Source organism: Variovorax guangxiensis (assembly GCF_003952165.1).
Lineage (GTDB): Bacteria > Pseudomonadota > Gammaproteobacteria > Burkholderiales > Burkholderiaceae_C > Variovorax > Variovorax guangxiensis.
Genome location: NZ_RXFT01000017.1, coordinates 42,915 through 59,279 on the forward strand (window position 1 = coordinate 42,915; position 16,365 = coordinate 59,279).

Annotated in this window: 18 protein-coding genes; 16 read left to right on the forward strand and 2 right to left on the reverse strand. The window is 68.5% G+C overall.

The window, feature by feature from the left end; translation table 11 throughout:
* Nucleotides 1-12 precede the first annotated feature (12 nt).
* Nucleotides 13-570, forward strand: coding sequence for an NADH-dependent FMN reductase RutF (rutF, locus tag EJP67_RS28550; RefSeq protein WP_126025106.1), 558 nt, complete (start codon nt 13-15; stop codon nt 568-570).
* A 118-nt stretch (nt 571-688) separates the two neighbouring features.
* Here the strand turns inward: rutF and rutR are convergent, their stop codons facing one another.
* Nucleotides 689-1,393: an HTH-type transcriptional regulator RutR gene (gene rutR, locus EJP67_RS28555; protein WP_126025107.1), complete on the reverse strand. Its 705-nt coding sequence runs from the start codon at nt 1,391-1,393 to the stop codon at nt 689-691.
* Nucleotides 1,394-1,590: 197 nt separating this feature from the next.
* Between rutR and EJP67_RS28560 the strand changes: the two genes are divergently transcribed.
* The 12 genes from EJP67_RS28560 (at nt 1,591) to EJP67_RS28615 (ending at nt 13,403) form a co-directional block, all read left to right on the forward strand.
* On the forward strand, nt 1,591-2,592 hold the full coding sequence (locus tag EJP67_RS28560) for an isopenicillin N synthase family dioxygenase (RefSeq protein ID WP_126025108.1): 1,002 nt from the start codon (nt 1,591-1,593) through the stop codon (nt 2,590-2,592).
* Nucleotides 2,593-2,606: 14 nt separating this feature from the next.
* Entirely contained in the window at nt 2,607-2,993 is a 387-nt protein-coding gene (locus EJP67_RS28565; RefSeq protein WP_126025109.1) for a VOC family protein, read from the forward strand.
* Between the two features lie 69 nt (nt 2,994-3,062).
* Nucleotides 3,063-4,166, forward strand: a complete 1,104-nt coding sequence (locus EJP67_RS28570; protein ID WP_126025110.1) for a BMP family ABC transporter substrate-binding protein — start codon at nt 3,063-3,065, stop codon at nt 4,164-4,166.
* A gap of 18 nt (nt 4,167-4,184) precedes the next feature.
* Entirely contained in the window at nt 4,185-5,711 is a 1,527-nt protein-coding gene (locus EJP67_RS28575) for an ABC transporter ATP-binding protein (protein ID WP_126025111.1), read from the forward strand.
* Entirely contained in the window at nt 5,704-6,846 is a 1,143-nt protein-coding gene (locus tag EJP67_RS28580) for an ABC transporter permease (RefSeq protein WP_165909724.1), read from the forward strand. Before EJP67_RS28575 ends, EJP67_RS28580 begins: the two co-directional genes overlap by 8 nt.
* On the forward strand, nt 6,843-7,775 hold the full coding sequence (locus EJP67_RS28585) for an ABC transporter permease (RefSeq protein ID WP_126025112.1): 933 nt from the start codon (nt 6,843-6,845) through the stop codon (nt 7,773-7,775). Before EJP67_RS28580 ends, EJP67_RS28585 begins: the two co-directional genes overlap by 4 nt.
* Nucleotides 7,772-8,485 (forward strand): cysteine hydrolase family protein, encoded by a 714-nt coding sequence (locus EJP67_RS28590; protein ID WP_126025113.1) that lies wholly within the window; start codon nt 7,772-7,774, stop codon nt 8,483-8,485. The genes EJP67_RS28585 and EJP67_RS28590 overlap by 4 nt, the downstream gene beginning before the upstream one ends.
* A gap of 13 nt (nt 8,486-8,498) precedes the next feature.
* Nucleotides 8,499-9,473: an isopenicillin N synthase family dioxygenase gene (locus EJP67_RS28595; RefSeq protein ID WP_019657613.1), complete on the forward strand. Its 975-nt coding sequence runs from the start codon at nt 8,499-8,501 to the stop codon at nt 9,471-9,473.
* Between the two features lie 36 nt (nt 9,474-9,509).
* Complete coding sequence (locus tag EJP67_RS28600) at nt 9,510-10,556, forward strand: ABC transporter substrate-binding protein (protein WP_240650192.1); 1,047 nt, start codon at nt 9,510-9,512, stop codon at nt 10,554-10,556.
* The gene (locus EJP67_RS28605; RefSeq protein WP_019657615.1) at nt 10,553-11,668 is read left to right on the forward strand and encodes an ABC transporter ATP-binding protein; all 1,116 of its coding nucleotides are present in this window, start codon (nt 10,553-10,555) and stop codon (nt 11,666-11,668) included. Before EJP67_RS28600 ends, EJP67_RS28605 begins: the two co-directional genes overlap by 4 nt.
* Nucleotides 11,665-12,588 (forward strand): ABC transporter permease, encoded by a 924-nt coding sequence (locus EJP67_RS28610; protein ID WP_240650811.1) that lies wholly within the window; start codon nt 11,665-11,667, stop codon nt 12,586-12,588. The genes EJP67_RS28605 and EJP67_RS28610 overlap by 4 nt, the downstream gene beginning before the upstream one ends.
* A gap of 2 nt (nt 12,589-12,590) precedes the next feature.
* On the forward strand, nt 12,591-13,403 hold the full coding sequence (locus tag EJP67_RS28615) for an ABC transporter permease (protein ID WP_240650812.1): 813 nt from the start codon (nt 12,591-12,593) through the stop codon (nt 13,401-13,403).
* A 3-nt stretch (nt 13,404-13,406) separates the two neighbouring features.
* On the opposite strand, the gene EJP67_RS28620 is transcribed toward EJP67_RS28615, so the two are convergent.
* The gene (locus tag EJP67_RS28620; protein WP_126025114.1) at nt 13,407-14,159 is read right to left on the reverse strand and encodes a hypothetical protein; all 753 of its coding nucleotides are present in this window, start codon (nt 14,157-14,159) and stop codon (nt 13,407-13,409) included.
* A 46-nt stretch (nt 14,160-14,205) separates the two neighbouring features.
* Here EJP67_RS28620 and EJP67_RS28625 point away from each other — a divergent pair, with 46 nt between their 5' ends.
* From EJP67_RS28625 to EJP67_RS28635, 3 genes are all read left to right on the forward strand, one after another.
* Nucleotides 14,206-14,805, forward strand: a complete 600-nt coding sequence (locus EJP67_RS28625) for a LemA family protein (RefSeq protein WP_206169567.1) — start codon at nt 14,206-14,208, stop codon at nt 14,803-14,805.
* A 142-nt stretch (nt 14,806-14,947) separates the two neighbouring features.
* Nucleotides 14,948-15,793 (forward strand): TPM domain-containing protein, encoded by an 846-nt coding sequence (locus EJP67_RS28630; protein WP_126025115.1) that lies wholly within the window; start codon nt 14,948-14,950, stop codon nt 15,791-15,793.
* Nucleotides 15,794-15,798: 5 nt separating this feature from the next.
* Nucleotides 15,799-16,344 (forward strand): TPM domain-containing protein, encoded by a 546-nt coding sequence (locus tag EJP67_RS28635; protein WP_126025116.1) that lies wholly within the window; start codon nt 15,799-15,801, stop codon nt 16,342-16,344.
* The last annotated feature ends 21 nt before the right edge of the window (nt 16,345-16,365 follow it).

A 16,365-nucleotide genomic window follows, 5' to 3' on the forward strand; every position in this document is an offset into this window, starting at 1 on the left:
GAGTCACGCGAGATGCTGCACAACGCCATGGCCTCGAACCCTGCTCCATCGTCACCCAACCCTGTCCTGCTGCCGCAGGGCCTGCAGAAGGCCGACTACCGCAATGCGATGGCGCGGCTGGGCGCGGCGGTGAACATCATCACCACCGACGGCCCGGCCGGCCGCGCCGGCTTCACCGCATCGGCAGTGTGCAGCGTGACCGACGAGCCGCCGACGCTGCTGGTGTGCCTGAATCGCTCGGCCTCGGTGTACCCGGCGTTCAAGGCGAATGGCGTGCTGTGCGTCAACGTGCTGGCTGCCGGGCACCAGTCGCTCTCGGCGCTATTTGGCGGCAAGACGCCGATGGACGAGCGCTTCGCCGCCGCGCGCTGGAGCAGCAAGACCACCGGTTCGCCGATGCTCGACGACGCGGCCGTGTCCTTCGACTGCCGCGTGGTGCATGCGACGAGCGCGGGCACGCACGATGTTCTTTTCTGCGAGGCCGTCTCCATCGCCATCGGCGGGGCGGCGCAGGGGCTCATCTACTTCGATCGCCGGTATCACGAGATCGCTGCGCCGCCGCAGCACTGACCCGTTTTCTCCCCTCTCCCCTCGGGGAGAGGGTTAGGGTGAGGGGGTAACGGCGCTCGCAACAGCAGCAGTGACTTTCAGGCCGCCACCCTCTCCCCAAGGCCAGAGGGAGCAGGCCTCAGCGCGGCACGATCCCCTGCAGCACGATGCGCTGAACGTTCTCGACGGTCTGCTCGAAGAACCCTTCGTCCTCCAGCGTGTGCCCCGACAGCGCCTGCACCTGCACGCCGAAGTCCGCGTAATGCTGCGTCATCGCCCACAGCGCGAAGATCAGGTGATGCGGATCGACCGGCGCCAGCTTGCCGGCTTCGATCCACGCGCGGATCACTTCCGATTTCTTCTCCACCAGCGTGCGCAGTTCGCGATCGAGCTCGTCGCGCAGCAGCGGCGCGCCCTGGATCATCTCCAGGCAGAAGAGCCGTGACGCGTCGGGCCTGTCGCGCGAGACCACCAGCTTGCGGCGGATGTAGTCGCCGATGGCCTGGGCCGGATCCTGCTCGGCGCTGAAGCCGCGCAGCGGTTCGAGCCACAGTGCGAGCAGGTCGCGCAGCACGTTCACGTAGAGCTCTTCCTTGTTCGCGAAGTAGTAGAGCAGGTTGCTCTTCGACACGTCGGCGCGTGCGGCCACCTGGTCGATGGAGGTGCCGTGCAGGCCGAAGCGCGAGAACAGCCCCAGCGCCGCGCCGAGGATCGCGCTGCGCTTGTCCTCTATCTGACGCAACCGGCGGTTCACCGCGGAAGCGCTTCGCACCGCGGGCTTCGCGCGCTTGCGCGCCGGGCTTTCCTTGCCGGCATTCGCAGCCAGCGCTTTTGTCTTCGGCATCTTCCCTCGCTCTTGATCTGATCGTGAATCGACAAACGCGCACCACTGTAAGGCCACGGTGCATCGCCTTGCGCCCTGACCGCATTCGCAACGCATTCGCGCGCACCATGCTGACGCGACGGATGCTGTTTGTCCATTTGGTCCAACTGGCACAGACGTTGCATGGCGAAAGGCATGCCAAGCATGAGGAACCTGCCATGACCCTGCTTTCCGTACCCATCATCGATCTCGCGCCCTACTTCGCCGGAACGGACGAAGGCAAGGCGGAGGTAGCGAAGAAAGTCGACGAGGCCTGCCGCAGCATCGGCTTCCTCGTCATCACCAACCACGGCATCTCGCCCGAGTTGATCGCTCGCGTGTCGTCCCTCTCGCGCAAGTTCTTCGACATGCCACTGGGCGAGAAGCGCAAGGTCGATCGTCCGCGCGAGGACGCGGTGCGCGGCTACAGCGCGGTGGGCGAGGAAGGCCTCTCCTACAGCCTCGAGGAGGCGGCGCCGGGCGACCTGAAGGAGTCGTTCTCCATCGGCCCCTCGAACGTGCCCGACGACGACTACCACCGCGGCCCCGCCGCAGGCCCGCACTTCGAGCCCAACAGCTGGCCGCCCATCGAGGGCTTCAAGGAGGCCTACGAGCAGTACTTCGAGGCGATGAGCGATCTCTCGCGCTCGCTGATGCGCGTCTTCGCGCTCGGCCTCTCGCTGCCCGAGACCTTCTTCGACGACAAGATCGACAGGCACATCAGCATGTTCCGCGTGCTGAGCTATCCGCCGCAGCGCGAGCAGCCGCTGCCCGGCCAGCTTCGCGCGGGCGCGCACAGCGACTACGGCAGCCTCACCATCGTGCTGCCCGACGACAAGGGCCTGCAGGTGTTCAACAAGGCCGGCCAGTGGGTGGACGTGCCGCAGGTCGAGGGCGGCCTGGTGGTCAACATCGCCGACCTCATGATGCAGTGGACCAACGACCAGTGGGTTTCCACGCTGCACCGCGTGATCAACCCGCCCTTCGAGGTGGCGAGCACGAACCGCCGCCAGTCGCTGGTGTTCTTCCACCAGCCCAACTACGACGCGATGGTCGAGTGCCTGCCGAGCTGCCTCGCGCCCGGCGAGCAGCCGAAATACGCGCCCATCTCCTCGGGCGACCACCTCACCTCGAAGTTCGTCAAGCAGACGACCTTCGGCGGCACCAAGGTCACGGCCTGAATCGCGCGGATCACATGGCCCACCTGTCCTACGTCAACGTCTTCGCGAAGGACGTGGTCGCGCTCAGCGGCTTCTACCAGCGCGTGTTCGGCTTCAAGGAGATCGAGGCGATCCGCTCGCCCATCTTCCGCGGGTTGGACACCGGCAAGTCGAGCCTTGGCTTCAACGCGCTCGATGCCTACGAACTGCTGCACCTGGGCGAGTTCTCCGACACGCGCGGCGTGAAGTTCCTGCTGAACATCGACGTCGACAGCCGGGCCGACGTCGACCGCATGGTGCCCGTCGCGCTCGAAGCCGGTGCCACGCTCGTGAAGCCGCCCTACGTCACCTACTACAACTGGTACCAGTCGGTGCTGCTCGATCCCGAAGGCAACGTGTTCCGCATCAATTTCATGATGTAGCGGCGCGGCCCTCCATCTCCTCTCTCCTCTCTCTCCCCGTTCTTCACGCTCCTCACGAAAGGTTGCTCCATGCCGCGCATTTCCTCCAACGGCCCGGCCCTCGGCCTGGCACTGACGCTCGCAGCCTGCGGCGCCTCGTTCTCGCTGCCGGCCGCCGCCGACGGCTTCACGCTGAAGGACAAGCCGAAGATCGCGATGCTCTACTTCGGCCCGAAGAACGACGGTGGCTGGACGCAGGCCTTCGACGAGGCGCGCGTGAAGATCGAGAAGGAGATCGGCCAGAAGATCCAGTTCGTGGAGAACGTGCCCGAGGACGCCTCGGCCATCAAGCCCGCGGCGGAAAAGTTCATCCAGCGCGGCGCCAACATCGTGATCGGCACCGCCTTCGGCTACTCCGACAGCTTCAAGGACCTGGCCGCGAAGTACCCCGACGTGGCCTTCCTCAACGGCTCGGGCACCACCAACGGCAGCAACCTCGAGTCGTTCTACGGCCGCACCTACGAGAGCCAGTACCTCTGCGGCATGGCCGCCGGCGCGGCCTCGAAGACGGGCAAGCTCGGCTTCGTCGCGGCCAACCCCTTCGGCGTGGTGAACTGGACCATCAACGCCTTCGCGCTCGGCGCGCAGAAGATGAACCCCAACGCCACCGTCAACGTGATCTACACCGGCGCGTGGAACGACCCGGTTAAGGAGCGCGCGGCGGCAGCAGCGCTCATCGACCAGGGCGCAGACGTGATCGGCCAGCACGTGGACAGCCCCACGCCGCAGATCGTCGCGCAGGAGCGCGGCGTGTACGGCACCGGCCATCACCGCGACCTGCGCCAGTTCGCGCCCAAGGCCACGCTGTGCTCGTCGGTGTGGGTGTGGGACCGCTTCCTGACGCCGGAGCTCAAGAAGATCATGGCCGGCGGCTGGAAGCCCGCACAGTACGGCGCCTTCATCGAAATGAAGGACGGCGGCACCGACATCGCCGGCTTCGGGCCCGCCGTGCCCAAGGACAAAGCCGCTCTCATCGCCGCCGAGCGCGACGCGATCATGAAGGGCAAGCAGGTCTACGCCGGCCCGCTCGCCGACCGCGATGGCAAGGAGCGCGTGGCCAAGGGCGCCGTTCTTTCGGACGCCGAACTCTGGAAGATGGACTGGTTCGTCAAGGGCGTGGTCACGCAGAAGTAAGCCGGAGCCACGCACCTCATGCCCAATGCGCTCGAACTCACCGGCATACGCAAGTCCTTCGACGGCTTCGCGGCGCTGACCGATGCCCGCTTCTCCGCACGCTGGGGCGAGGTGCATGCGCTCCTGGGCGAGAACGGCGCGGGCAAGTCGTCGCTGATGAACATCGCGGCCGGGCTCTATGCACCCGAGGCCGGGCAGTTGCTGGTGGACGACAACGCGGTGCGGTTCGCCGGGCCGCGCGACGCGGCGAAGCACCGCATCGGCATGGTCCACCAGCATTTCAAGCTGGTGCGGCCTTTCACCGTGGCGCAGAACATCCTGCTCACCGCTCCGCCGCCGGCGGAGTTCCAGAGCCATGGCGAGCGGCTGCGCGAGATTTCGCGCGACATCCGCAACAAGGCCGCCGAGCTGGGTTTCGACATCGATCCCTCGAAGCGCGTCGATGCGCTTTCGGTCGCCGAGCAGCAGCGCGTGGAAATCCTCAAGGTGCTGCTGGCGGGCGCGCGCATCCTGATCCTCGACGAGCCCACGGCCGTGCTGACCGACCAGGAGGCCGCGCGCCTGCTGCAGACGGTGCAGGGCCTGGCGCGCAAGGGCGCGGCGGTGGTGCTGGTCACGCACAAGATGACCGACGTGAAGACTTATGCCGACCGCGTGACGGTGATGCGCGGCGGCCGCACGGTGGCCACGCTGAATCCGCAAGAAGCATCGGTCGCCGAGCTGGTGAAGCTCACGGTGGGCGAATCGATCGCTGCGCAGGGCTTCCAGCCCTCGGCGGCGCCGCGCGGGCCGGTGCGCCTTTCGGTGCGCGGCCTGCGCACGCCCGCATCGCCCGAGGGCCGCCGCGTGCTCGACGGGGTGGACCTCGACCTGCATGCGGGCGAGATCTACGGCCTCGCCGGCGTGGGCGGCAACGGACAGGGCGAGCTGGCGGGCGCGATCATGGGCCTGGAAGGCGAACCCACCGAGGGCGAGATGCGGCTCGAAGGCCATCGCGACCTCAAGACGATGCCCGCCTCGGTGCGCCGGAGCATCGGCATCGCGGCCATTCCTGCCGACCGCTACGGGCTCGCGCTCGCCGGCGGCCTCTCGGTGGCAGAGAACTACGCCATCGGCCGCGTGCACACCGGCCGCTACGGCCCCGTGTGGCGCCTGCGCCGCAACCGCATCCAGAGCGACACGCAGGAGGCGGTGCGCGCCTTCGACGTGCAGGGCGTGCGCTCGGTCGCGCAGAAGGCGGCGCTGCTGTCGGGCGGCAACGCGCAGAAGCTGGTGCTCGCGCGCGAGTTCGGCAAGTCGCCCACGCTGGTGCTCGCGCACAGCCCGAGCCGCGGGCTCGACGTGCGCGCCAGCGCCGAGGTGCATGCGCGGCTGCGCGCCGCGCGCGACAGCGGCGCGGCGGTGCTGCTCATCAGCGAAGACCTCGACGAGGTGCTGCAGCTCGCCGACCGCGTGGGCGTGATGACGCGCGGGCGCATCGCCGGCGAGTTCGCGCAGCCCGCCGACCGCCAGGCCATCGGACAGGCGATGGTGGACCATGGCTGAAGCATCGCTCTCCGCCGACATGGCCTCGTCGCACAAGACAACGGCAGCGCAACAGCCCCAGCCGCTCGCCGGCCGCCGCTATGCGCTGGAGATCCGCCAGCACATGGCCTGGCACTGGCAGGCGCTGATCCTCGCGGCCGCGCTGCTCGCGGGCTTCGCCATCTCGGCGGCGATCCTCATCGCGGCGGGCGTGCCGGCCGACGAGCTCGCCAACGAGTTCGTGGTGCAGACCTTCCTCGACGGCCAGAACTTCCGCGCCGTGCTGTTCCAGGCCGCGCCGATGATCCTCGTCGGCCTCGCGGGCTGCGTCGCCTTCCGTGCGCGTTTCTGGAACCTCGGGCTCGAAGGCCAGATGATCTGGGGCGCCATCGGCGCGACCACCATCTCGATGTGGCAGATCGGCCCCGAGAACCTGCGCCTGCCGCTCATGTTCGCCGCGGCCATCGGCTGCGGGCTGCTGTGGGTGCTGGGGCCCGCGTGGCTCAAGCTCAAGCTCGGCGTGAACGAGATCATCTCCACGCTGATGCTCAACTACATGGCAGCCAACTTTCTGCTGCACCTGGTCTACGGCAGCTGGAAGGACCCGAAGGACAACTTCCCCTACTCGCCGCAGTTCCGCGCGTTCGAGCGCCTGCCCGAGCTGGGCGCGGGCATCGGCAGCTCGATCCTGCTGGCGGGCGTTGTCGCGCTGCTGGCGTGGTGGCTGGCGAGCGTGAGCCGCATGGGCCTGTACCTGCGCTTCGTCGACGCGAACCCGCGCGTGGCGCATGCCAGCGGCGTGCCGGTGCGGCGCACCATCTACGGCGCGGTGCTGCTGTCGGGCGCGATGGCCGGGCTCGCGGGCTTCGCTGTGGCGGCGGGGCAGGAGGGCCGGCTCACGCAGGCCTTCTATCAGGGGTACGGCTTCTCGGGCATCCTCATCGCCTTTCTCGCGCGCAACAACCCGCTGGCGGCCACGGTGGTGGCGCTGCTGGTGGCGGCGCTCTTCGTCACCGGGCGCAGCCTGCAGGTGTTCTACCAGGTGCCGTTCTCGATGGTTCAGCTGATCCAGGCGGTGATCGTGGTGTGCGTGGCGTCGAGCGATTTCTTCATCCGCCACCGGCTGCGCCGCGTGGGCGGGGAGGCCGTGCAATGAACGGCGGCATCATCCTCAACTGGCTGGCGAGCACGCCGGACTTCGCCGTGCCTTATGCGCTCGCTGCGCTCGGCCTCATCATCTGCGAGCGCGCGGGCGTGCTCGCGCTCGGCGCCGAGGGGCTGATGCTGGTCGGCGCGCTCGCCGGCATCGGCGCGCAGATCGTCATCGGCCAGCCGGCAGTGTCGCTGGTGCTCGCGATGCTGGCGGCCAGCGTGGTGTCGGTGCTGTTCGCGGTGATGGTGATCTGGCTGCGCGTGAACCAGGTGATCGCCGGGCTCGCGCTGGTGTTCTTCTGCCAGGGGTTCACTGCGCTGGTCGGCTCGATGGCCGAGTGGACCAACCATGCGACCGAGGGCATCGGCGCGATGGGACTGTGGCCGCTCTCGCTGCTGCCGGGCGTGGGCAAGCTCTTCGAGCAGAACGCAATGGTGTGGCTCACGCTGCCGATCTTCGGCGCGGTGGCGTGGTTCTTTGCGCGTACCTCGGCCGGCCTGCGGCTGCGCGCGGTGGGCGAGAACCCGCAGGCGGCCGACGCGGCGGGCATCCGCGTCGCCGCCTGGCGCTTCGCGGCGGTGCTCGCGGGCTCGGCACTGGTGGGGCTGGCGGGCGCGTACATCTCGGTGGTCAGCACCAAGCTGTGGATCGCGGGCATGACCGGCGGGCGCGGCTGGATCGCGGTGGGCCTCGTCATCTTCGCGCGCTGGTCGCCGTGGAAGGCGCTCGCCGGCGCGCTGCTCTTCGGCTGCATCGAGGCGCTGATTCCCCAACTGGCCGCGGCCGGCGTGCAGCTGCCGCAGTACTTCGTGATGATGACGCCGTACGCGGTGACGCTCGGCGTGATGGTGTGGGTCGCGCTCTCGCGGCGCGGCGCCGACGAAGAGCCCGGCGCGCTGGGCCAACCCTACGTGAGAGAAGAGCGCCGATGAAGGCCTGGGTCTACAACGAGGAGCGCGAGCTCGACGCGGCGAAGTTCGCCGACTACCTCAATCCCGCCACCACCGCGGTCGTCTCCATCGACATGCACCGCGGCCACCTGGACGACGGCCCCGACTGCCCCTGCCCCGCGCCGCGCGCGCGCGACGTGGTGGCGCCCATCGACGGCTTCCACGACGCGGTGCGCGGGCTGGGCGTGCGCATCGTGCACGTCAGGTCGGTGCTGCGGCCCGGCGGGGTGGACGACATCAACGGCATTCCGTCGGCATGGCGGCGCACCTTCCCGCTGCACGTGGGCGAGATCCCGAACGCCGACGCGCACGCCATCGAAGGCTCGAAGTGGACCGAGTGGGTCACGCGCGTGGAGCCCGGCGACATGCGCGTGGACGGCAAGCGCCGGCTCTCGGCCTTCTATCCGACCGACCTCGACTTTCTTCTGCGCAACCAGCGCATCGAGACCGTGGTGCTCGACGGCGGCTTCACCGACTGCTGCGTGCTCAACACCGCCTTCGACGCCAGCAACCGCAACTACCGCGTGATCGTGCTGCGCGACCTGGTGCGCGGCACCGACGCACACCTGGAAGGCGCGGCGCTCGCGATGGTGTCGCTGCACCTGGGGCTGGTGATGGACTCGCGCGAGCTGCTCGACCAATGGGGCGGCGCGCCCCGCCATGGCTCTTCTCCTTCTCCATCCCTTTCCTGAGATCCGACGCCCGATGCCGAACTCCATTCCCCTCGTCGACCTCGGCGGCAACCTCGACCCGAGCACCCCCGCGGCCAAGACTTCCGCCTTGCAGCTGCACGAAGCGCTGAGCACCATCGGCTTCGCCTACATCTCGGGCCACACCGTGCGGCGCGCCACGCGGGACGCGGCCTTCGCGGCTTCGCGCGAATTCCACGCCTCCACGCTCGAGCAGAAGCGCTCGCTCGCGATCAACGCCTTTCATCGTGGCTACATGGGCATGGCCACCTCGACCATCGTGACCTCGTCGGTGGCCAAGGTCACGCGGCCCAACATGAGCGAATCGCTGATGCTCATGCACGAGCTGCCGCCCGACGACCCGGGCCTGCTCGCCGGCCTGCCGATGCAGGGCCCGAACCAGTGGCCCGGGTGGCTACCGGGCTTCAAGCCCGCGATGACCGCGTACGTGAGCGAAGTGGACGCGCTGGGCCGCTACATCGTGCGCCTGATCGCCATGAGCCTCGGCCTGGAGGCGCACGCGCTCGACCACCATTTCGAGCGCCCGACCACATTCCTGCGCGCGCTTCACTATCCGCCGCAGCCGCCCGTGGAGGACGACCAGATGGGCTCGGCGCCGCACACCGACTACGGAATCATCACGCTGCTCGCGCAGGACGATTCCGGCGGCCTGCAGGTGCGTCCGCGCGGCGGCGACTGGATCGAGGCGCCGCCGATTCCCGACACCTACGTGCTGAACGTCGGCGACATGCTGGCACGCTGGACCAACGACCGCTTCGTTTCAACGCCGCACCGGGTCATCAACCGCTCGGGAGGCGACCGCTACTCGCTGCCCTACTTCCTCGATCCCGGAATGGACGCGCTGATCGAGTGCCTGCCCACCTGCACCGACGCGCGGCATCCCCCGCGCTACGAGCCCGTCACCTACGGCGAATACCTGCTCGAGCGCCTCGACAAGAACTACGCCTACCGCAAGCAGGCCAACGCCTGAGCGGCCTCTTCTTCCATCTTCCCCAGGACCTCCACCATGAAAAACTTCTCCCGCCGCGACTGCCTGCAAGCCATGGCGGCTGCGGCCGGCATGTCCGCACTCGCGATGCCCGGCATGTCTCTCGCCGCGCAGAGTCTCGTCGTCAACACCTACGGCGGGCGCTGGGAGAAATTCTGGCGGTCCGACCTGATGCCGATGTTCACGAAGTCGGCCGGCGTGGACACCACGCTCGACGTGGGCCTGGGCAAGAACTTCGTCGCCAACCTGCGCGCGGCCGGCGTCGCGAAGCCGCCCTACAGCATCCTGATGGTCAACGAGAACATCGCGAGCCTGGTGCGCGCCGAAGGCTACTTCGAGCCCATTCCCGCGGCCAAGGTGCCCAACCTCGCGAACGCATACCCCATCCTGCGCAACCCGGACGACAACGGGGTGCGCGGCATCGTCTCGACCATCGGCATCGGCTATCGCAAGGACCTGGTGAAGACGCCGCCCAAGTCGTGGTCGGACCTGTGGAGCAACCCCGAGTTCAAGGGCAAGATCGGCCTCTACCAGATCGGCAACACGGCAGCGATGCTGTTCCTGCTGATGACGGCCAAGCTCTACGGCGGCTCTCAGGACGCGATCGACCGCGCCTTCGTCGAGATCAAGAAGCTGCTGCCGTTCACGCAGGCGGACTGGAGCGGAACGCTTTCGACCATGCTCACGCGCGGCGACGTGACGGTGGCGGTGATCGACTTCCCCGAGATCGTGGCGCTGCAGAAGAAGGGCGTACCGGTGGAGATGGTCGTGCCCACCGAAGGCGTGCTGGCCTTCGAGCAGTCGTTCAACGTGCTGAAGAATGCGCCGGCCAAGGAAGAGGCCTACAAGTATCTCGACTTCATCCTGCGCGCCGACGTGCAGGAGATGATGGCCAAGGAATTCTTCACCTCGCCCACCAATGTGCGCTCCAGGCTGTCGCCCGAGCTCGCCAAGGACGTTCCGGTGAGCGGCGAGCGCATGAAGTCGATCTTCCAGTTCGACTGGACCAAGGTCAATCCGCAGGTCGCGGCCATCACCGACCGCTGGAACCGGGAGATGAAGTGAGCGCGTCCGCCCCCACCCGCACGGCGACCGGCCGGCGCACCACGCGGGTGTCGCTCGACGGCCTGCGCAAGCGCTTCGACAACGCGCCGGCACCGGCCATTGCGCACCTCGACCTGAAGACCGAGGAGGGCGAGTTCATCTCGCTGCTGGGCCCGAGCGGCTGCGGCAAGACCACCACGCTGCGCTGCGTGGCCGGGTTCGAGTTTCCCGACGAAGGCCGCGTGCGCCTGAACGACGAGGACATCACCGACCTGCCGCCGGAGAAGCGCGACATCGGCATGGTGTTCCAGAACTACGCGCTGTTCCCGCACCTCACGGTGTGGCGCAACCTCGCGTTCGGCCTGGAGATGCGGGGCATCGGCAAGGCCGAGTGCAAGCGCCGAATCGACGACGTGCTCGCGATGGTGCAGCTCACCGCCATGGCCGAGCGCTACCCGCGCCAGCTCTCGGGCGGCCAGCAGCAGCGCGTGGCGCTGGCACGCGCGCTGGTCATCGAGCCGCGGCTCCTGTTGCTCGACGAACCGCTCGCCAACCTGGACGCGGTGCTGCGCGAAGACATGCGCGTGTTCATCCGCGAGCTGCAGAAGCGCGTGGGCATCACCACCCTGTATGTCACGCACGACCAGTCGGAGGCGATGGTGATGTCCGACCGCGTGGCGGTGATGCTCGGCGGCCGGCTGCTGCAGTTCGACGTGCCCGAGGCGATCTACATGCGTCCGCGCAGCGTGGAGGTGGCGCGCTTCATCGGCCGCTCGAACCTCATCGAAGGCCGCGTCGAAGGGCTCACCGACGAGCCCGGCCCTTACCCGACCTACCGCGTGAGCACGGCGCTCGGCAGCGTGCCGGCAAGCCACGACCAGCCGCTGGCGACGGGCCAGCCGGTGCACGTGACGATCCGTCCGGAGGCCATCCGCTGGCGCAACGACGGCCCCTACGCCGGGCTGGTGCAGTCAGCCTATTTCCTCGGCAGCACGGTGGAGCACATGGTGCAGTGCGCCGGCGGCCAGAGCCTGCTGGTGCAGACCTCGCCGGGCCAGCGCGCGGAGGCCGGAGCCGAGGCGGCCTTCGCCTTCGACCCGGGCCACGCCTGGATCATCGCGGCTGCGCCATGAATGCCGTGATGACGGCCGAGGCACCGGTGCACGGCGCCGACCGGTTCCATGGACGCAGGGCACGCAAGGGACGCCCGGGCCGGGGCGCGTTCTGGCTGATCGCTCCCGCGCTGGTGCTGATCGGCGTCTTCCTGGTGCTGCCGTACCTCAACATCATCGGCATGAGCCTGCGGCCCACCGCCGTGGGCGCGCCCTATGGCGCGGGCTTCACGCTCGCCAACTACGCCAACGCGCTGGGCGACGGCTACATCCTCGGGGTGCTGGCCGACACGCTGCTGCTCGGCGTCACCACGGTGCCGATCTGCCTGCTGCTGGGCTACCCCGTCGCCTACCACCTCGCACGCACGCGTTCGCGCTGGGGCGGCCTGCTGTACGTGCTGGTGCTGTCGCCATTGCTGGTGGGCGTGGTGGTGCGCAGCTTCGGCTGGCTGATCCTGCTGTCGGGCAACGGTGTCATCAACCGGGCGCTGATCGATCTCGGGCTGATATCGACGGCCCTGCAGCTCATGAACAACCGGCTGGGCGTGACGATCGCGCTGATGCACGTGTTCCTGCCCTTCATGATCCTGCCGCTGGTGGGTGTGATCCAGAGCATCGATCCGACGCTCGAACAGGCGGCGCGCTCGCTCGGCGCCTCCCGGCTGAAGGTGTTCTGGCGGCTCGTTCTGCCGATGTCCTGGCCCGGCATACAGGCCGGCACCATCCTCGTTTTCGTGCTCACGCTGAGCGCCTACGTGACGCCGGTGATGCTCGGCGGCGCCCAGGTCAAGACGATGTCGGTGCTGGTGGTGCAGAACCTGATCGACAACTTCCAGTGGCCCGCCGGCGCGGCGCAGGCACTGGTGCTGTCGGCCTGCGGCATGGTGGCCGTGTGGCTGTACGCCCGCCTCACCGGGCGCTTCATGAAAGGCCTGCAATGACGATGAAGCGCAAGCCACTGGCCGCGCGTGCGGCCGATGCCATGGGACTGGCCTACGTCGGCGCGGTCTACGTGTTCCTGCTGCTGCCGATCGCGGTGATCGTGCTGATGTCCCTCAACGCGGGCGAGTTCCTCACCTTCCCGCCGCAGGGGATCTCGCTGCGCTGGTTCGGCGCGCTCTTCGCCAACGAAGCCTTCATGCGCGCCATAGGCACCTCGCTGCAGGTGGCGGCCATCGCGACGGTGTGCTCGACCGTCATCGGCGTGGCCGGTGCGCTCTACGTGGTGCGCCACGCCACGCGGCTGCGCGAGGGGCTGCGCACGATGCTGATGCTTCCGCTCATGCTGCCGGAGATTCTCACGGCGATCGCGCTGCTGTTCTTCCTGTACGCGAGCGGCATCGGTACGCGCACGATGTTCGGGCTGGTGGTGGGGCACGTGCTGGTCACGCTGCCCTATGTGTTCACCAACGTCGCGTCGTCGCTCTACAACCAGGACGGCACGCTGGAGCAGGCCGCGCGCAGCCTCGGGGCTTCCCCGTGGCGTGCGTTCGTGCGCGTGACGCTGCCGCTGATCAAGCCGGGCATCATCACGGGCGCCCTGTTCGCCTTCGTGATCTCGTTCGACCTGTTCAACATGTCGCTGCTGCTCAAGGGCATCGGCATGACGACGCTGCCGCTGCAGCTGTTCGACTACCTGCGCTGGGATTTCGACCCGACGGCGGCGGCCGTGTCGACGGTGAGCATCGTGGTCACGCTAGTGGCGGTGGTCTGCGTGGATCGCACCGTGGGGCTGCGCTCGCTGCGTTTCGGCTGAGGCCTAGGGCCGGAGCCACGCGCGCGCCGCGCCCTCCATGTCGCCCTGCGACGCGCGCCACACCATCTCTGGCGCGGCCACGTGCACGCCGGGCGGCGCGATGCGCAGCGCCACGTCGACCAGCTCGGCCACCTTGGCCGCGCGCACCGGCTGCTCGCTGCTGGGCACCATGAAGCGCACCACCGACAGCATCCAGGCAGCGACGCGCTCAAAGGGATTGGCGAGCTTCGCGTTGGCCGGCTTGCGCGCCGAGCGCACGAGGATCACGCGCTCGAAGCCGCAGGCCACCACCGCCTGCTCGTCGAGGCTCGCGAGACCGCGCTTGAGCGCCTCGGGCAGCCGGCCCTGGTCGTGCGGCAGCACGATGGCCAGCGTCTGCACGCCGCACGAACGCAGCCAGCGGGCCAGCTCGGGCAGGCCGGAGGGCTCGGGCACCCACAGCGCGCGCTCGCGGTCGTGGTACAGGCGCGGCGGATCGAAGGCGATGATGGCCGTGTGGGCCGAGGTAGGCGGCCACTGCGCAATGGGCAGGCCGGGGCTCAGGTAGGTCTCGACGCCGCGCAGCCCGTCGCGCATAGGCTCCTTCGCCAGCACGCGGGTGTGCGCATGGCGGTGGCTGCCCGCCAGCCGGCGCAGCAGCTCCGCGCCCAGCGCGCCGGTCGCTCCCGCGATCAAAAGCGTGCCGAACGCGGAGGAGGCGACGGGCAATACCGCACGGTTGGCGGCCTGCAGCGCTTGCAGTGGATCAAGGACCATGGAGCCGCCTATGCTACCTTCCGCATCTTCTGCGGAGGTAATGCAAATGATGATGAAGCGCTGGTTCCTGATCCTTGCGGCGGTCGTTTCCCTGAGCGGGTGCGGCTACAACCAGTTCCAGTCCCTCGACGAGGCCAGCAAGTCGGCCTGGAGCGAGGTCCTCAACCAGTACCAGCGGCGCGCCGACCTCGTGCCGAACATCGTGGCCACCGTGAAAGGCGAGGCCAGCTTCGAGCAGGACACGCTCACCAAGGTGATCGAGGCGCGCGCCAAGGCCACCTCGATCCAGGTGACGCCCGAGACACTCAACAACCCCGAGGCCTTCAACAAGTTCCAGCAGGCGCAGGGTGAACTGTCCTCGGCGCTGTCGCGGCTGATGGTGGTGTCGGAACGCTACCCCGACCTGAAGGCCAACCAGGCCTTCCGCGACCTGCGCGTGACGCTGGAAGGCACCGAGAACCGCATCACCGTGGCGCGCAACCGGTACATCGAAAGCGTGCAGGAGTACAACGTGCTCGCGCGCAGCTTCCCGACCAACCTCACGGCGAAGATCTTCGGCTATGCGCCGAAGCCGAACTTCTCGGTGCAGAACGAGGCGCAGATTTCCACGCCGCCTACCGTCGACTTCAGCGCTCCGAAGAAGTAGTTCTCCCCCAGGCTTCGTGCACTTCGTGTCACTGCGCCACCTCCCTCGCCGGGGGCAACACCTGCGGCCCGGCCAAGCCGGTTCCGCGGTGTTCCCGGATTGGTGCGCGCCATTTCTGCTATGGGCATTCGCGGCCTTCTGGATGCTGCTGGCAACGGGCAGCGCCTTTGCCCAGGGCCTGCTGCCGATCCCCACGCTCACCGCGCGGGTGATCGACCAGACCGGCACGCTCGACAGCGCGCAGCGCAACGGCCTCGAAACCAAGCTCGCGGCCTTCGAGCAGCGCAAGGGTTCGCAGATCGTGGTGCTGATGGTGCCGACCACCGCGCCCGAGGACATCGCCAGCTACACGCAGCGCCTGGGCGATGCCTGGAAGATCGGCCGCAAGGGTGTCGGAGACGGCCTGCTGGTGGTGGTGGCCAAGGACGATCGCAAGATGCGCATCGCCACGGCCAAGGCGCTGGAAGGCGCGGTGCCCGACCTCGCGGCCAGCCGCATCATCGACGAGGAAATGAAGCCGCGCTTTCGCAACGGCGACTTCGCGGGCGGGCTGAACGCGGCGGTGGACCGGCTCATCGGGCTGGTCGACGGCGAGCCGCTGCCCGAGCCCTCGCGCAACTCCGGCGGCAGTGGCAACGAGGGCTTCGACTGGGAGAACCTCGCGATCTTCCTGTTCGTGGGCGTCTTCGTCGGCGCGCCGATCGCGCGCGCCGTCCTCGGCAAGAAGCTGGGCACGATGGTCGTGGGCGGCGGCGTCGGGGTGGTCGTGTTCTTCTTCACCACCAGCATCGTCATCGCGGTGATCGCGGGCTTCGTGGCGCTCATCGTGTCGCTGGTCGCGGGCACGGGAAGGCCTGGCGGCGGTGGAGGTGGCGGCTGGAGTTCCGGCGGGGGTGGCTGGAGCAGTGGCCGTGGCGGCGGAGGCGGTGGTTTCAGCTCCGGCGGCGGCGGCAATTTCGGCGGCGGCGGCGCGTCGGGGGACTGGTGAACACGATGCGGACCACGAACACCGAACCGAACGACGCGGGCCTCTTCGCGAAGCTGGGCCGCATCTGGCGCCACCGCTGGATCGACGAATCGGAAGTCAGGCGCGCGCTTCCTCCGGCTGCGCTGGAGCGCCTTGCGCACCGCGTGACGGCGAGCGAGCGGCGCCACAGCGGCGAGATCCGCATCTGCGTCGAAGCCGGCCTGCCGATGTCCTACCTGTGGCGCCATGCGCCGCCGCGCGAACGCGCCGTGACGCTGTTCGGCAAGCTGCGCGTATGGGACACAGCACACAACAACGGCGTGCTCATCTACCTGCTGCTGGCCGAGCACGCCATCGAGATCGTGGCAGACCGGGGCATCGACGCGCATGTCGACGATGCCGAATGGGCCGCCATGGCACAGCGCATGAGCGCGGCCTTCCGCGAAGGCCGCTTCGAGGACGGGCTCACGCAGGCGCTGGAAGAGATTTCCGCGCTGCTGGTCGAGCACTTTCCGCTGGCCGAGGGCGAGCTCGACGTGAACGAGCTGCCCGACGAGCCCGTGGTGCTCTGATTCTTTCTCCCTCCCCCTCTG

Coding starts and splice junctions, on each gene's coding strand:
- EJP67_RS28575 (WP_126025111.1), top strand. CDS start 4,185: ATGCCCAATGCGCTCGAACTCACCGGCATACGCAAGTCCTTCGACGGC.
- EJP67_RS28630 (WP_126025115.1), top strand. CDS start 14,948: ATGCTGCTGGCAACGGGCAGCGCCTTTGCCCAGGGCCTGCTGCCGATC.
- EJP67_RS28580 (WP_165909724.1), top strand. CDS start 5,704: ATGGCTGAAGCATCGCTCTCCGCCGACATGGCCTCGTCGCACAAGACA.
- EJP67_RS28560 (WP_126025108.1), top strand. CDS start 1,591: ATGACCCTGCTTTCCGTACCCATCATCGATCTCGCGCCCTACTTCGCC.
- EJP67_RS28565 (WP_126025109.1), top strand. CDS start 2,607: ATGGCCCACCTGTCCTACGTCAACGTCTTCGCGAAGGACGTGGTCGCG.
- EJP67_RS28590 (WP_126025113.1), top strand. CDS start 7,772: ATGAAGGCCTGGGTCTACAACGAGGAGCGCGAGCTCGACGCGGCGAAG.
- EJP67_RS28585 (WP_126025112.1), top strand. CDS start 6,843: ATGAACGGCGGCATCATCCTCAACTGGCTGGCGAGCACGCCGGACTTC.
- EJP67_RS28600 (WP_240650192.1), top strand. CDS start 9,510: ATGAAAAACTTCTCCCGCCGCGACTGCCTGCAAGCCATGGCGGCTGCG.
- EJP67_RS28615 (WP_240650812.1), top strand. CDS start 12,591: ATGAAGCGCAAGCCACTGGCCGCGCGTGCGGCCGATGCCATGGGACTG.
- EJP67_RS28570 (WP_126025110.1), top strand. CDS start 3,063: ATGCCGCGCATTTCCTCCAACGGCCCGGCCCTCGGCCTGGCACTGACG.
- rutR (WP_126025107.1), bottom strand. CDS start 1,393: ATGCCGAAGACAAAAGCGCTGGCTGCGAATGCCGGCAAGGAAAGCCCG.
- EJP67_RS28625 (WP_206169567.1), top strand. CDS start 14,206: ATGATGATGAAGCGCTGGTTCCTGATCCTTGCGGCGGTCGTTTCCCTG.
- EJP67_RS28595 (WP_019657613.1), top strand. CDS start 8,499: ATGCCGAACTCCATTCCCCTCGTCGACCTCGGCGGCAACCTCGACCCG.
- EJP67_RS28635 (WP_126025116.1), top strand. CDS start 15,799: ATGCGGACCACGAACACCGAACCGAACGACGCGGGCCTCTTCGCGAAG.
- rutF (WP_126025106.1), top strand. CDS start 13: ATGCTGCACAACGCCATGGCCTCGAACCCTGCTCCATCGTCACCCAAC.
- EJP67_RS28620 (WP_126025114.1), bottom strand. CDS start 14,159: ATGGTCCTTGATCCACTGCAAGCGCTGCAGGCCGCCAACCGTGCGGTA.
- EJP67_RS28610 (WP_240650811.1), top strand. CDS start 11,665: ATGAATGCCGTGATGACGGCCGAGGCACCGGTGCACGGCGCCGACCGG.